At 33.5% G+C, this 14,755-nt stretch carries 17 protein-coding genes; 1 reads left to right on the forward strand and 16 read right to left on the reverse strand.

Annotation, left to right across the window (positions count from 1 at the left end; genetic code table 11):
• The first annotated feature begins 43 nt into the window (after window positions 1–43).
• Complete coding sequence (gene hflX, locus SJY43_RS05355) at window positions 44–1,249, forward strand: GTPase HflX (protein WP_396602816.1); 1,206 nt, start codon at window positions 44–46, stop codon at window positions 1,247–1,249.
• A gap of 164 nt (window positions 1,250–1,413) precedes the next feature.
• On the opposite strand, the gene SJY43_RS05360 is transcribed toward hflX, so the two are convergent.
• From SJY43_RS05360 to SJY43_RS05435, 16 genes are all read right to left on the reverse strand, one after another.
• Window positions 1,414–1,941 (reverse strand): hypothetical protein, encoded by a 528-nt coding sequence (locus SJY43_RS05360; protein ID WP_396602817.1) that lies wholly within the window; start codon window positions 1,939–1,941, stop codon window positions 1,414–1,416.
• Between the two features lie 177 nt (window positions 1,942–2,118).
• Window positions 2,119–3,045 carry a DUF3078 domain-containing protein gene (locus SJY43_RS05365; protein WP_396602818.1) on the reverse strand — a complete coding sequence of 309 codons (927 nt, stop codon included), beginning with the start codon at window positions 3,043–3,045 and terminating at the stop codon, window positions 2,119–2,121.
• 74 nt (window positions 3,046–3,119) lie between these two features.
• Window positions 3,120–3,626, reverse strand: coding sequence for a DUF2480 family protein (locus SJY43_RS05370; RefSeq protein WP_396602819.1), 507 nt, complete (start codon window positions 3,624–3,626; stop codon window positions 3,120–3,122).
• Between the two features lie 69 nt (window positions 3,627–3,695).
• Window positions 3,696–4,019 (reverse strand): DUF59 domain-containing protein, encoded by a 324-nt coding sequence (locus tag SJY43_RS05375; protein ID WP_396602820.1) that lies wholly within the window; start codon window positions 4,017–4,019, stop codon window positions 3,696–3,698.
• A 66-nt stretch (window positions 4,020–4,085) separates the two neighbouring features.
• A complete protein-coding gene (locus tag SJY43_RS05380) occupies window positions 4,086–4,508 on the reverse strand; it encodes a SufE family protein (protein ID WP_396602821.1) in 423 nt (140 codons plus the stop codon).
• 38 nt (window positions 4,509–4,546) lie between these two features.
• Complete coding sequence (locus SJY43_RS05385) at window positions 4,547–4,975, reverse strand: hypothetical protein (protein WP_396602822.1); 429 nt, start codon at window positions 4,973–4,975, stop codon at window positions 4,547–4,549.
• 52 nt (window positions 4,976–5,027) lie between these two features.
• Entirely contained in the window at window positions 5,028–6,242 is a 1,215-nt protein-coding gene (locus tag SJY43_RS05390; protein ID WP_396602823.1) for an aminotransferase class V-fold PLP-dependent enzyme, read from the reverse strand.
• Window positions 6,243–6,406: 164 nt separating this feature from the next.
• Window positions 6,407–7,720 carry a Fe-S cluster assembly protein SufD gene (gene sufD, locus SJY43_RS05395; RefSeq protein WP_396602824.1) on the reverse strand — a complete coding sequence of 438 codons (1,314 nt, stop codon included), beginning with the start codon at window positions 7,718–7,720 and terminating at the stop codon, window positions 6,407–6,409.
• 137 nt (window positions 7,721–7,857) lie between these two features.
• A complete protein-coding gene (sufC, locus tag SJY43_RS05400; protein WP_396602825.1) occupies window positions 7,858–8,610 on the reverse strand; it encodes a Fe-S cluster assembly ATPase SufC in 753 nt (250 codons plus the stop codon).
• Between the two features lie 95 nt (window positions 8,611–8,705).
• Window positions 8,706–9,134 (reverse strand): hypothetical protein, encoded by a 429-nt coding sequence (locus SJY43_RS05405; protein WP_396602826.1) that lies wholly within the window; start codon window positions 9,132–9,134, stop codon window positions 8,706–8,708.
• Between the two features lie 55 nt (window positions 9,135–9,189).
• Window positions 9,190–10,638, reverse strand: coding sequence for a Fe-S cluster assembly protein SufB (gene sufB, locus SJY43_RS05410; protein WP_396602827.1), 1,449 nt, complete (start codon window positions 10,636–10,638; stop codon window positions 9,190–9,192).
• 15 nt (window positions 10,639–10,653) lie between these two features.
• Window positions 10,654–10,983 carry a HesB/IscA family protein gene (locus SJY43_RS05415; protein ID WP_396602828.1) on the reverse strand — a complete coding sequence of 110 codons (330 nt, stop codon included), beginning with the start codon at window positions 10,981–10,983 and terminating at the stop codon, window positions 10,654–10,656.
• A gap of 218 nt (window positions 10,984–11,201) precedes the next feature.
• On the reverse strand, window positions 11,202–11,411 hold the full coding sequence (locus tag SJY43_RS05420; RefSeq protein WP_396602829.1) for a hypothetical protein: 210 nt from the start codon (window positions 11,409–11,411) through the stop codon (window positions 11,202–11,204).
• A 125-nt stretch (window positions 11,412–11,536) separates the two neighbouring features.
• Window positions 11,537–12,598, reverse strand: coding sequence for a cytochrome-c peroxidase (locus SJY43_RS05425; RefSeq protein WP_396602830.1), 1,062 nt, complete (start codon window positions 12,596–12,598; stop codon window positions 11,537–11,539).
• A gap of 5 nt (window positions 12,599–12,603) precedes the next feature.
• The gene (locus tag SJY43_RS05430) at window positions 12,604–13,374 is read right to left on the reverse strand and encodes an MbnP family protein (RefSeq protein WP_396602831.1); all 771 of its coding nucleotides are present in this window, start codon (window positions 13,372–13,374) and stop codon (window positions 12,604–12,606) included.
• A 9-nt stretch (window positions 13,375–13,383) separates the two neighbouring features.
• Window positions 13,384–14,748 (reverse strand): hypothetical protein, encoded by a 1,365-nt coding sequence (locus SJY43_RS05435; RefSeq protein ID WP_396602832.1) that lies wholly within the window; start codon window positions 14,746–14,748, stop codon window positions 13,384–13,386.
• Between the last annotated feature and the right edge of the window lie 7 nt (window positions 14,749–14,755).

The following is a 14,755-nucleotide window of genomic DNA, read 5'->3' on the forward strand; positions in this document are numbered from 1 at the left end:
TGTAACTTTGCAACATAATATTTTTTATAATTGAGAGGACCATATGGGATTAGAAAAGGCTGTTTTAATAGGAATTGTTACCAAAGAACAAGATGAGGTTAAATCTAAAGAATATTTAGATGAGTTAGAGTTTTTAACCTTTACTGCTGGCGGATTTGCTGTAAAACGCTTTACCCAAAAAATGGATATGCCAAATCCTAAAACATTTATAGGTACTGGTAAAATGGAAGATGTCGCGCAATTTATAAAAGATAACGAGATTGATACCGCTATTTTTGATGATGAACTCTCTGCGGCACAAGAGCGAAACATTAGTAAAATTCTTAATGTAAAAGTTTTAGATAGAACGAATTTAATTTTAGACATTTTTGCCCAACGTGCACAAACCAGTTATGCCAGAACACAAGTAGAACTCGCACAATGCGAATATTTACTCCCAAGATTAAGAGGTATGTGGACACACCTTGAAAGACAAAAAGGGGGAATAGGAATGCGCGGACCTGGTGAAACCGAAATAGAAACAGATAGACGTATTGTACGTGATAAAATAGCCTTGCTTAAAAAGCGTATAAAAACTATAGATAAACAAATGGCTATACAACGCGGTAACCGTGGTAAAATGGTACGTGTGGCGCTTGTAGGATATACCAATGTTGGTAAATCTACACTTATGAATGTTATAAGTAAAAGCGAAGTCTTTGCCGAAAACAAATTGTTTGCAACCCTAGATACTACCGTTAGAAAAGTAGTTATTCAAAATTTGCCTTTTTTATTAAGTGATACCGTAGGGTTTATACGAAAGCTGCCAACACAATTGGTAGATAGTTTTAAAAGTACGCTCGATGAGGTTCGTGAAGCCGATTTGTTACTGCACGTAGTAGATATTTCGCATCCTAATTTCGAAGAGCACATCGCTTCTGTAGAGAAAATTTTGGGCGAAATAAAAAGTGGCGATAAACCAACCATTATGGTGTTCAATAAAATTGATGCCTATACAGCAGAACCTTTAGAAGAAGACGATTTAGAAACCGAACGTACAGCAAAACATTACTCTTTAGAAGAATGGAAAAGCACATGGATGAATAAAGTAGGTAACAACGCCTTGTTTATTTCTGCATTAAACAAAGAGAATCTAGAAGATTTTAAAAAGCGCGTTTACGACGAGGTTCGAGAGATTCACGTAACGCGTTTCCCTTACAACCACTTCCTGTATCAAGATTATAACGAAGACGGTTTAGTGGAAGAATAGTATTTGGGCGTTCCTTACATCCTGAATTTAGTTCAGGATCTAGGTCGGGATTGGAGCCTGTCTTGAGCGAAGTCGAAAGGTTACAAGTCCTCGCACCTCCTGCGTCGGGCTGTGGGCTTTCCGCTTCTATCCCTGCCTGCCGGCAGGCCTAACGCAAGTTTTTATTAATAATTCAATCTTTCAATTCCATATTTTCTTATTGTATCTGTTGCTTGTTCAAGCGTCAATTCCGCAATAAGAGTTCCTGCGTCTCTCAATAATTTTCGTTTTTCATCTGTTGGAGTAGGGTACGTTTCTCTCAAGGTACAATCCCATTTATTTTCGACTTTTGAAAATTCCACAACTATTTGATAGTATTTTTCCTTAACTCTCTTTAAGTTATATATATCAATTTCTTTTTCAAATTCCGCTGTTTCATAAGTTGCAAAAACAGTTTTTTCAGAATGGGAAGGTAGTTTTTGGTCAGGATTTTCCCAAATTTGAACCTTGAAATCCAATCGACTTAAGTTTGTCCAATTGTCAGGGATTATTGGTAGATTCATTTTTTTTCTTTCGGAGTTGAATGTCTTTGTGAAATCCGTTCCAGCTTCTTCAAAACTTTTACCACCAACCTTATTCCAGTCAAAAACTATATAACCAAGAAATAAAATAATTGGAATTAAGACTAATAGTTTTCTGTATTTCGGTTTCATTTTTAAATTTGCTTTAATGCGATAATATAAGTCCGTCTCAAAGACTTTACATCAGACGCTAAACGAATTTAGTCAATTTTTCTGACGAATTCAAGCATTTTTTGATAGTTCTTAAACCAAAAAAAATGCGCTTCCTTTTTCAAGAAAGCGCATTATAATTTTATTAATTAAAGCTAATTAGAAACTGTAGCTTAAACCAAGTGTGTAATATGTTTGTAAGTCGTTATCAACACTATCAAAAGTTTCATCAGTATTACCTAGAGTTTCAATAGAGTAGTTTAAAGCTTCTTGTTTGTTGTTTCTTAAACCAAAATCAAAACCAACACCAATCATTTTCCATAGCGTGTAGCTAAAAGAGTTAGACCATGTCCAGTTCGAGTAATCTCCAGACTTATAGCTTTGGAAAGCAGATAAGTTTGTCTTGAAGTTTACAGCTCCAATTTGTCTTGTATAATCAGCAACTATTTTTGCACCTAAAGAAGATTCGAAAACTGAATCACCATCAGCAAAAACAAAGTTGTAGTTTAATGGGTGTACAACTAATATAAAGTTTTCAATTGGAGTCCAAGTTAAACCAACACCAACATCTAAATAACCAGGGTCATTAAAGTTGTCTAATAACGTCGTTCTGTATTCAGCTAAACCAGAAACAGCTAAGTTTTTAGCAATATTTCTACCGTATAAAGAAGAGATATTAAAAACATCTGTTCCAGTTCTAAATCCATCGTCGTCTGAAGGATCGTCCTTATCATCAAACTTTACCCAATTTAGGTTTGTTGTTAAAGAGTTTCTCCAAAAGAATTTATCTTCAATTAAATTAGCAAAAGCATTTACTGTAAACCCAATGTTACCAGAAGCATTGTTAGGCGAACCTTGAGCGTACCAATTGTTAAAGTTAGATAAGCTACCACCAATAGTACCAAAAGCACCTTTTCTCCATCCTGGAAGCGCATCAATTTTAGCTTGTAAAGCATTAGCTTCACCTTGAGCAGCATCTGCTATGGCTTGTTTTTCAGCTTTTTGAGCTTGTAATTCTTCTTTTGTTTGAGCGTTTAATGATACAACGCTAACACATAATAATAAAGTGAAAAATAATTTTTTCATGATTTTAATTTTTGTTAAAATTTTTTGCAAATATACTATTTAGACGCAACAAAAAAAGTTTAGTCACATAAAAATTACTTTTTCTTAAAAAGTGGTACAGAAGAACAAGCTTCGCCATACATAATAGTTTTAGCTATTGGCTTTAACTTGCTGGTTAACATAATGTAAGCGTTTTGAGGCACCGGTTTATTAGCACAGCCTTTTATAATAATAGGCTTGTCTTTAAAGTCTGAAATATCTAGATTATTGATAATATCTTGATAGATTGAAGTCTCTAAATTATCTAAACTACCAACAATAACTTTTTTTGCATAGGGTTCTAGTTGAATACTTAAAAGCATGTAAGCCCAACCTGGAATAATAGCATCAGTACTGCAAGTTAGTGCAACATATTGATCTTGATATTGGCTCCAGTCAAATTCGCTAACCTGAGCTCTAAAGTCTTTTTCGCGAAGCACAAAGCCTTCAAAAAGCCAATCTTTAATATCAAACAGTATACGGTTACCTTTTGGATAATAATCCTCAAGGTCTATTGTTACTAATTTACTATTCGCTACGCGATTTATAATTTCGTCTTTCAAGGAAGAATGTTGTTTAGTTGTGTGTTGTTAAGCTGTGCTGAAAACTGTGACTGCAACTGTCAACTAATTTTACAGCATCCCTAATTCTAGTTTCGCTTCTTCACTCATTAACTCCTGTGTCCATGGTGGGTCGAATGTAATTTCAACCTCGGCATCTTTTACCTCATTAAGCGATTTTACTTTCTCTTCAACTTCTAAAGGCAAGGTTTCTGCAACTGGGCAGTTAGGAGTTGTTAAGGTCATTAAGATTTTTACATCGTAATCTTCGTTAACAAATACATCGTAGATTAAACCTAGTTCGTATATGTCGACCGGTATTTCTGGATCGTAAATCGATTTAAGTACGTTTACTATTTTTTCGCCTAACTCGGCAGTATCTATTGTTTCACTCATTTCTTTAAATGTTTAAACGTTTATTTGTTGAGTTGTTTAAACGGTTAAACGTATCAACCATTAAACTTAATTTAACTGTGTTTGGTATGCGATAGCATACATTTTTAATTGCTTCACCATACTAACTAATCCATTAGCTCTTGTTGGCGATAAATGCTCTTTTAATCCAATTTTATCAATAAAATCGGTGTTGGCATGAATAATATCTTTTGGATGCTGATTTGAAAACGTTCGAATTAAAATAGCAATAATACCCTTAGTAATTATGGCATCGCTATCTGCTGTGAATTCAATTTTATCATTGCTCATTTCGGCATGAACCCAAACTTTACTTTGGCAGCCTTTAATAATATTGCTGTCTGTTTTATATTGGTCGTCAATTAAGGGTAAATCTTTCCCTAAATCAATCATATACTGGTAACGCTCTTCCCAATCTTCAAACATTGAGAATTCGTCTATAATTTCATTTTGAATGTCTTCAATACTCATAGTTTCAATTTTATACAAAAATACAATAAGAAATGTTTCTATTCAATGTTTTCGGCTATTGATAAGATTTCTTTAACTAAAGCCTCTATTTCTTCTGGCGCATTACCATGGTCGAAACTTTGGGTTTTGTATGTATTACCATCATAAATAATTTTTAATCTGGCCATGGCTGCACCATCAAATTGATGATCTTTACTAGGTGGTTCTAATGCTGAAATGGTTTCAACGTTAATAGGTTGAAGTAATTTTATAATACTATTCCAGTTTTCTTCATTACAATATTTTACAATAGGATTACGCCCTCTTTTAGTGGTTAATGAAATAGTTTTTTTATTAATTAATACTAATTTATAAGTGTTTCTTGATGAAGCAGTATATTCTAAAGATATGTTGTCTTGATTTATTTTTGAATGATCACAGCTTTTCTGAATAGTAACTAGCGATAAGAGTATTATTAAAAATTTCATTAAATTATAAATTTGTTGAAAACCAATAGTACAAAAAGGAAGCCAAAAATAATTAAGAGAGCATCATTTTAGCTTTCTTAACACCTTCAACTAAAATATCTATTTCTGCTTTGGTATTATAAAAAGCAAAAGAGGCTCTTACTGTTCCTGGAATTTTATAAAAATCCATGATAGGTTGTGCACAATGGTGTCCCGTTCTAACTGCTATGCCTAGTTTATCTAAAATAGTTCCAACATCGTACGGATGAATGCCTTCTAGGTTAAAAGAAATTACAGACGTTTTATGTTTAGATGTTCCGTAGATTTTTAAACCTTCAATTTCTAAAAGTTTTTCTGTACCGTATTGTAACAACTCGTTTTCGTAAGCTGCAATAGCATCGAAACCAATGTTATTCATATAATCTAAAGCAGTTCCAAAAGCAATACCACCACAAATATTTGGTGTTCCGGCTTCAAATTTATGTGGTAAATCGGCATATGTTGTTTTTTCGAAACTAACTTCGGCAATCATTTCCCCACCTCCTTGATAGGGTGGAAGTTTGTTTAGCCACTCTTCTTTACCATATAACATACCTACACCCGTTGGACCACAAATTTTGTGAGCAGAGGTTACATAGAAATCGACATCCAATGCTTGAACATCTGGTTTTATATGCGGTGCAGATTGTGCGCCATCTACTAAAACAGCAGCTCCAAATTCGTGTGCCTTTTTAATAATGTACTCTATAGGGTTTATAGTTCCTAACGCGTTAGAAATATGATTTACAAATACCAATTTGGTGTTTGTGGATAGTAATTTATCGAATTCTGAAATGACTAGTTCGCCATCTTCATTCATTGGGATAACTTTTAAACTAGCGCCTGTACGTTCGCATAACATTTGCCAAGGCACAATGTTACTATGATGCTCCAGAGCAGATACTATAATGTCGTCTCCTTTTTTTAATAAGGTTGTAAAGCCATTTGCAACAAGATTAATACTGTGTGTTGTTCCTGAAGTGAAAATGATTTCGTGCGAGAACTTCGCATTGAAATGAGCTTGTATTTTATGGCGTGCTTGCTCGTATAAATCAGTAGCTTCTTGGCTTAATGTATGTACCCCACGATGAATATTGGCGTTGAAATTTAAATAATAATCTACAATAGCATCTATAACCTGTTTAGGTGTTTGCGATGTTGCAGCATTATCAAAATACACTAAGCGCTTGCCGTTTACTTTGCGAGAAAGTATCGGGAAGTCTTTTCTTATGGCTTCTACATTGAACATAGCAGATGATCTAGCCCCGATTGAGGCATTTGTTGAAGCTCCTCTTGCTAGCCCTTCGACTCCGCTCAGGATAAACTTTTGCCGAAAGCGGGATTAGCTTCAAATAATTAGAATTTTAGTTTTATTTATTGGATTCCCTCCTTCGAGGGAATTACAAAAAATGTTTATAGGTCGAACCCAATATTTACGCCTAGTTTATTTGCGATAATTGATGTAATACGTTGTTTTAATTCTGGAATTTTAACCGAACTTAAAATATCGTTACTAAAGGCATACATTAAAAGCGCTTTAGCTTCTTTTTCTGGAATACCACGCGATTGCATATAAAACATAGCGCTATCGTCAAGCTGACCAATAGTACAACCGTGCGAGCATTTTACATCGTCTGCAAAAATTTCTAATTGTGGCTTACTATTTATTGTGGCTTTATCGCTTAATAATATGTTGTTGTTTGATTGAAAAGCGTTTGTTTTCTGCGCTTTTTTGTCAACAATAATTTTTCCGTTAAAAACGCCAGTTGAACTCTCGGCAAAAATACCTTTATAATCTTGGTGACTCTCGCAGTTAGGTTCTGTATGATGAACTAACGTGTTATGGTCTACGTGTTGTTTGTTACTAATGATAGTGACACCTTTTAAGATAGAGTCCATACGCTCGCCTTCTTGATAGAAGTTTAAATTATTACGTATTAACTTTCCTCCAAATGAAAATGTATGAACTGATGCGATGCTTTCTCTTTTTTGTTTAATAAATGTATTATCTATTAAAGAAGCGTTTTCGTTATCGTTTTGAATCTTGTAATAATCTGCAATGGCGCGTTTACCTGTAAATATTTCGGTAACACTATTTGTTAAAACAGGATTATTAGTTAAACTTTGATGGCGTTCTATAATTTGTACATGCGAATTCTCGCCAACTACAATTAGGTTACGCGGTTGTAGCATGGTTGCAGATTCATTTCCTGTTGAAAAATGCAGAATCTGAATAGGTTTAGATACTATTTTGTTTTTTGGAATATTAATATATGCACCCTCACAAGAAAATGCAGTATTTAATGCTGGTAAACTATCTTTTGTAGCCGCTTTATTGAAATAATTTTCAATAATTAATTGATATTTTGGTTTGTTTAAAGCCGAAGACATTAAACACACATCTATACCATCGTGCGTTGTTTGCGATAGGTGTGAAGAGTACTTACCATCAATAAAAATGATTTTGTAAGTATCTATATCATGAATAAAGTACTTTTTAACATCTTTGTATTCTAATACGTTTACTTGTTTAGGGAAAACGCTATAGTCTTCTTTTAAAACACTATTTAAAGAGGTGTATTTCCAAGCTTCTTCCTTTTTTGTAGGGAAGCCTTTTTCTTCGAATGTTTTAATAGCTTCAGATCTTACATCGTGAACATAACTATCTATATCGGTACTGTTTTCGAATGCTAAAAATGATGATACTAATTTTTCTTTTAAATCCATTGTTTTCAGTTTTCAGTCGCAGTCCCAGTTTTCAGTAAAATAAAAACCAAGAAAGTACTGTTTACTATTTTTTAAGCTTTAGAGTAATCAGTTTTGAGTAAGCAAGTGCAAACCATGACTGAATACTGTGACTCTTTTTACGCGTTCACTTCTTCTTTTATCCAGTCGTATCCTTTTTCTTCTAACTCATGCGCTAGTTCCTTACCTCCAGATTTTACAATTTTTCCGTTGTATAATACGTGAACAAAATCAGGAACGATATAGTCTAACAAACGTTGGTAGTGAGTAATTACAACGACAGCGTTGTCTTTACTTTTTAATTTGTTTACACCGTTAGCTACAATACGAAGCGCATCGATATCTAATCCAGAATCTGTTTCGTCTAGAATAGCTAATTTTGGTTCTAACATAGCCATTTGAAAAATCTCGTTACGTTTCTTCTCTCCTCCAGAAAACCCTTCGTTTAAAGAACGTGATAAAAATTTTCTATCTATTTCTAATAACTCAGATTTATCACGAATCATTTTCAACATGTCTTTAGCAGGCATATCTGCTAACCCTTTTGCTTTACGATTTGAGTTTATTGCTGTTTTTATAAAGTTTGTTACAGAAACTCCAGGAATTTCAACAGGATATTGAAATGATAAAAATACGCCTTTGTGTGCGCGTTCTTCAGCAGCTAATTCATCTATGTCTTCATTCTCTAAAAAGATACTTCCGTCGGTAACTTCATATTCTTCTTTTCCTGCAATAACAGAAGCCAATGTACTTTTTCCAGAACCGTTTGGTCCCATAATAGCATGAACTTCACCTGCTTTTACTTCAAGATTAATTCCTTTTAAGATGCTTTTGTCTTCAACACTTGCGTGTAAATTATTTATTTTTAACATACTTTATTTTTAAAATTCCAAATAACAAAAACAAAATTCCAATTACAAGTTTGAATAAATTATGAGTGGAATTTAAAGTTTGTAATTTGTGTTTTTTATTCTTGTTGATTTCCTAGTTTTATAACGTTTTTTTCTTCTTTTGGAGTTGGTTTAATATTTAATATTTCAACCACTTCTAATTTATTTTCCCAAAGAATTTTGTCGTCTTTTTCGTTTGTAATTTTTCCTCGTATTTCAACTAGAACCATATCGGTAGGTTCTGTTTTATATTGTTGTGCTTGTTTGTTTAATTCTTCAAGTTTATCTGTAATTAAAACACCATAAATTTCGGCATGCGTTTGTAAAACTGCGGCGCCATCATAATAGACAAATTCACCTTTTAAAAGGGTTAGGCCATCACTTTGTTTTGCTGTTTTTTCAGAATCTTCTGAAACGATGATGTCTTGATTTTGCTCTGATTTAGTGTCGTTTTTACAACTTGTAATTACAATTAGTGTTAATACAATAAAAACTATTTTTTTCATTTTTATTAAATTTTCGATTCAATTAATGAGATTCCTGCTTCTACAGAAATGACATTTAACCTACACTTCCTTCTAAACTTATTTCTAATAATTTTTGGGCTTCAACTGCAAATTCCATGGGAAGCTTGTTTAAAACTTCTTTACTAAAACCATTTACAATTAATGCAATGGCTTTTTCAGTATCTATACCACGTTGGTTACAATAGAAAATTTGATCTTCACCAATTTTACTAGTTGTTGCTTCGTGCTCTATTTTTGCTGTTTTGTTTTTAGCTTCTATATATGGGAAGGTATGTGCTCCACATTCATCACCCATTAATAAACTATCACATTGTGAAAAGTTACGTGCGTTTTCTGCTCTTGAATTTATCTGAACTAAACCACGGTAACTGTTTTGCGATTTTCCAGCCGAAATTCCTTTTGAAATAATGGTTGACTTAGTGTTTTTCCCTAAGTGAATCATTTTTGTGCCTGTATCAGCTTGTTGGTAATTGTTGGTTACAGCTATTGAGTAAAACTCACCAACCGAATTATCACCTTTTAATATACAAGATGGATATTTCCAAGTAACCGCAGAGCCTGTTTCAACCTGTGTCCATGAAATTTTTGCGTTTTTCTCGCATAAACCACGCTTAGTAACAAAGTTGTAAACACCACCTTTACCTTCTGCATTTCCTGGGAACCAGTTTTGAACTGTTGAGTATTTAATCTCAGCATCATCTAAAGCAATTAGCTCTACAACTGCAGCGTGTAATTGGTTTTCATCACGACTTGGCGCAGTACAACCTTCAAGGTAACTTACATAACTACCTTCATCAGCAATTAAAAGTGTTCTTTCAAATTGACCTGTACCAGCTTGATTAATTCTGAAATATGTAGATAATTCCATTGGGCAACGCACGCCTTTAGGAATATAACAGAAACTTCCATCACTAAACACAGCTGAATTTAATGCCGCATAAAAATTATCTTTTGTTGGAACGATTGTTCCTAAATATTTTTTCACAAGTTCTGGATGCTCTTTTATAGCTTCAGAAATACTCATGAAAATAATGCCTTTTTCTGCTAATGTCTCCTTGAATGTAGTTGCTACTGAAACCGAATCGACAACAATGTCCATAGCAATGTTGTTCATCTTTTTCTGTTCATCAACAGAAATTCCTAACTTTTTGTACATCGCTAATAAATCTGGATCTACATCGTCTAGAGTTTTATTCGGGTCTACTGCTGTAGGCGCAGAATAGTAGGCTATAGCTTGAAAATCTGGTTTTTCGTAATTGACATTAGCCCATTCTGGCTCTGTCATATCTTTCCAAACTTTAAAAGCTTCTAAACGCCATTCAGTCATCCATTCTGGCTCTTCCTTCTTTTTGGAAATAGCGCGAACAATATCTTCATTTAAACCAATAGGAAAAGTTTCAGATTCTATATCAGTATAAAACCCGTATTCGTATTCTTTGGTTTTTAATTCTTCACGTAAATCATCCTCGGTATACTTCGACATAATGCTTTCTTAATTTTATAGTGAAAATGATTCGCCACAACCGCAAGTTCGGTTAGCGTTTGGGTTATTAAAGACGAAACCTGTTCCGTTTAATCCTCCTGAATATTCTAATGTTGTTCCAATTAGGTATAAGAAACTTTTTTTGTCGACTATGATTTTGATATCATTATCTTCAAAAACCTTATCGTCTTCTTGTTTTTCTTTATCAAACTTTAAATCGTAAGATAAACCAGAACATCCACCACTTTTTACTCCAACGCGTACATAGTCAGTAGTGGCATTATAACCGTCGTCGGTCATAAGCTCAATTACTTTCTTTTTTGCTGTTTCAGAGACTTTTATCATATTATTTTTTTATTAAATTTAGTTGTGAATTAATATTTTATTTATTAAGACAGTTTCTAAATAGAGTACAAATATACAATATAAGTCCCTGAAAATCCAATAACCTAACATTATATTAGCATATGGCTTGATAGGTTTTACTTATCAATTTATGAAGGACTCAAATAAAGGCTGTTAACTAACGTAATTGGATGATAGTGTTGGTGTTTTTTTGAAGTTTAAGCAGTTTTTTTTCTGTAAAGAAGTGATGAAAATTTCACGTTCTCTTTATGAGAAACTGCTGTTATAGAACCATCATTTTCAAATTTAAAATACCCTTTGCAACATTTACAGATAAGCTCAGGCGTATTTGCATTAGCTTCGCTTAATCGAAAGTAGTTGTGCCCGTAGGTTGCACAAAAAAGGTTAGAAGTTATTTTTCTACTCATGAAAAAATCTTTTGATGAATCTTAATTTAATTAAATATCCATTATCATGGCTAAATTAATTAAATTTAATTAAAAACCAGATTAAGAGCTTTAATTTTCGACGAAATACATCATTTTTTGTAGTATTATTCTATTTTAAACTTGGGATTGTCTATGAATTCGTGATCTGATAAGGACAATAAAAAGGCTTTTAAATCAGCTTTTTCAAGCTCTGATAAACCGACTCCACCTTGTGTAACTTTTTTCATTAAAGGATCTATGGTTGAAGAGTTTTTTAAACCTTCGCTGTAATGGTTGATGACTTCATCTAATGTAGCAAATCTACCATCATGCATATATGGCGCTGTAAATTCTAGATTTCTAAGTGAAGGAGATTTAAACTTACCATTATCTGCAGGATCACCTGTTACTGCTCCTAATCCTAAATCGGTAAACGTTTCATCTAAACCATTGTTGTGAAATATATTATCGGTCCAAAGTGGATTTTTATCACTTCCATGGCAATGAAAACAATCGCCTTTAGCTTCGTCCATAAAAATATTGAAACCATTAAGTTCTTCTGGGCTTAATGTTACTTCACCTAAAAGATATTTATCAAATTTTGAGTTTGATGAAATTAGAGTGCGCTCAAATTGAGCAATAGCGTTTGTTATAAATGTTGAGTCTATTTTTGAAACCCCAAAAGCTTGCTCGAATAAAACGGGATATTCTGAGTGTTGTTGCAGTTTTTGTTCAACTTCAGTCCAGTTACTATTCATTTCTATAGGATCTGAAACTGGTACAAAAGCTTGATGTTCTAAACTAAATGTATTACCATCCCAAAAGAACTTCTCATCATAATTCCATGCTAAATTGAAAAGCGGCATGGAATTTCTATTTCCAAACATGCCATCTACACCATCGCTAAACCTATCTGAATCTGTAAATGCATTTTCTGGAGTATGGCAATCTGCACAGGCTTGTGTATTATTTGAAGATAAAATAGGATCGAAAAATAATTTCTTTCCTAAAGCTATACCTTCAATAGTTTGAGGATTACCAATAGGAATTACGGGTGCTAGGATATTGTCTTCAAAAATCTTTGGAATGTCAAGCGGACTTGGGGTAGCTGCATAGTGTTCAACGGATTCGTTTTCACAAGAAAAACAAAGTACCAATAGAATAATATGTAGTTGCCGTATTCTCAAAATAATTATTGATTTACAGATTCTAAACTAAACACATTTTGTCCGTTATCATACATCATGATTTGTGCCAATGAATTAGGCATTAACATTTGATTTAAAACGTTTAAATCCCAACGATGCGGGTTTTTAAACCATTCGGCAATATTCATTTCAATATTAAAAGTAACATTATTTGTTATGGTTACAGCACCGAGGCTTACATTGAAAAAAGTGTCTTGAGGAAATGTTGGGTTTGCACCTGGGTTATCTGCAGCTCTTATAGCGTGGTAATTAAAACCTTGTTCTTCATCTGAAGCATTTAAAAATTTACCGTCAAATTGCATATAATGGTAACCGCCGCCTAACATTTCAGGAACATTCCAAGACGCTGTGTTTAAGTCTGTGTAGTTGTTTAAGTTGTCTTCGTTATTAAAACCAAAAGTAAAAGTTACATCACTATAAGTACCAGTTTCTAAAAATGTGGTTGGTGTAAAAGATAGGTTTTTGTTATTAGTGAGGTCAACTAAATTGTAGCCTTCTAGTACGGTTGTGCTACCGTCAGTTTTATAAAACGTTATTTTAGATATAAGGTAGCGGAACCTTTCTATGCTTAATTCTTCGCCGTGTTCATTAGTGAATTTAATGGTGTTGAAATCTGAATTTGTAACCAAAGTGCCGTCCCAATTATGGCTAAAATTAAAGGTGGTATTTACTATAGAAACTTTGTCGTCAAGGTCTTCACTACAAGAAGTAGTTATAACTAGTAGAATAAGAAATAAGGGGATTAATCTTTTCATTGTTAAATGTTATTTTAATTTAAAAATTAGCAAGTCTGAAAATCCTTTGTTGTCTTTAACATCACTATCTGCACTACTAGTTTCACCAACAGCTATTATTGATTTATTGTCAAGTTCTACAACATCATAAGCAAAATCAATTTGAGAACCACCAATTGTCTTTTGCCATTTTAGAGCACCTTGAGTGTCAATTTTTATTACCCAGGCATCATTTTGACCATTATTATTGGTTAAATCACCATCTAAACTTCTTGAGCTTCCAGAAATAATAAAGTCTCCGTTTTGAGTTTTAGAAATAGAACGTGCTACATCAAAACTATTACCACCAAAAGATTTCTCCCAAATAAGGTGTCCTGTTGGTGATATTTTAATTGCCCATAAATCTGCAGCCCCGTGGTTAATTGAAACGTCTAAATCGTTACTTCTAGTATCGCCAACAATAATATAGTTGCCATCGTTAGATTTTACAATCGCTCTTGCTTCATCTGTTTGAGAGCCACCAAAAGATTTTTCCCAAATTAAAGTTCCTGTTTCAGATATCTTAACAATCCAAAAATCGTATGTGCCTTTGTTGTTATTTATGTCAACATCTGCGCTATCTGAAGAGCCAACTAATATATAACCGCTGTCTTCTGTTTGAATAACATCATAAGGTGTGTCGGTAAAAGTACCTCCGTAGTATCTGCTCCATTGCTTTTCTCCTAAAGCATCTATTTTTATTGCCCAATAATCACCTCCTGCGTGTTGAACTTTGGTGGTTTTTGATGAAATATTTTTACTGTTTCCTTCGCCGTTTGAAGCAGAAACATCTATAACACCAGTTAATAGAAATCCGCCATCGTTAGTTTGTATTATGGCATTACCAATATCTGCACCAAGGAATCCGTAATTTTTCTCCCATAAAATAGTTCCAGAGGCATCTAATTTAGAAACCCAGAAATCGTGAGCGCCATTATTTGTTGTGACATTCCCATCGCTACTTTTGCTAAAACCTAATATAGCATATCCACCATCGGTAGTTTGAATAATACTATTGCCTCTGTCATCATCACTTCCGCCATAAGTTTTTTGCCATTGAAGCACATCATCTGTATTGTATTTTAGCAGCCAATAATCAAAAGATTCATTTGATTTGTTGGTAATATCCCCATCCATACTTTGGGTATATCCTAGGATAGCGTATCCACCATCTGATGTTTTTATAACAGACTGAGCGATTTCATTTTTTGATCCACCAAGGCTTTTTACAAAGTCGATTTCGATAGTTTCGGAAGTGTCTTTTTTAATGTCGTCGTTTTTGGAACAATTAAAAACTAAAAAAGAAATAGAAACAAAGCTTAGGGTGAATATGTGTTTCTTTAAGTAAGTTAACATAATAATT

This window comes from Algibacter sp. R77976, from assembly GCF_044594645.1.
Classification (GTDB): domain Bacteria; phylum Bacteroidota; class Bacteroidia; order Flavobacteriales; family Flavobacteriaceae; genus Algibacter_B.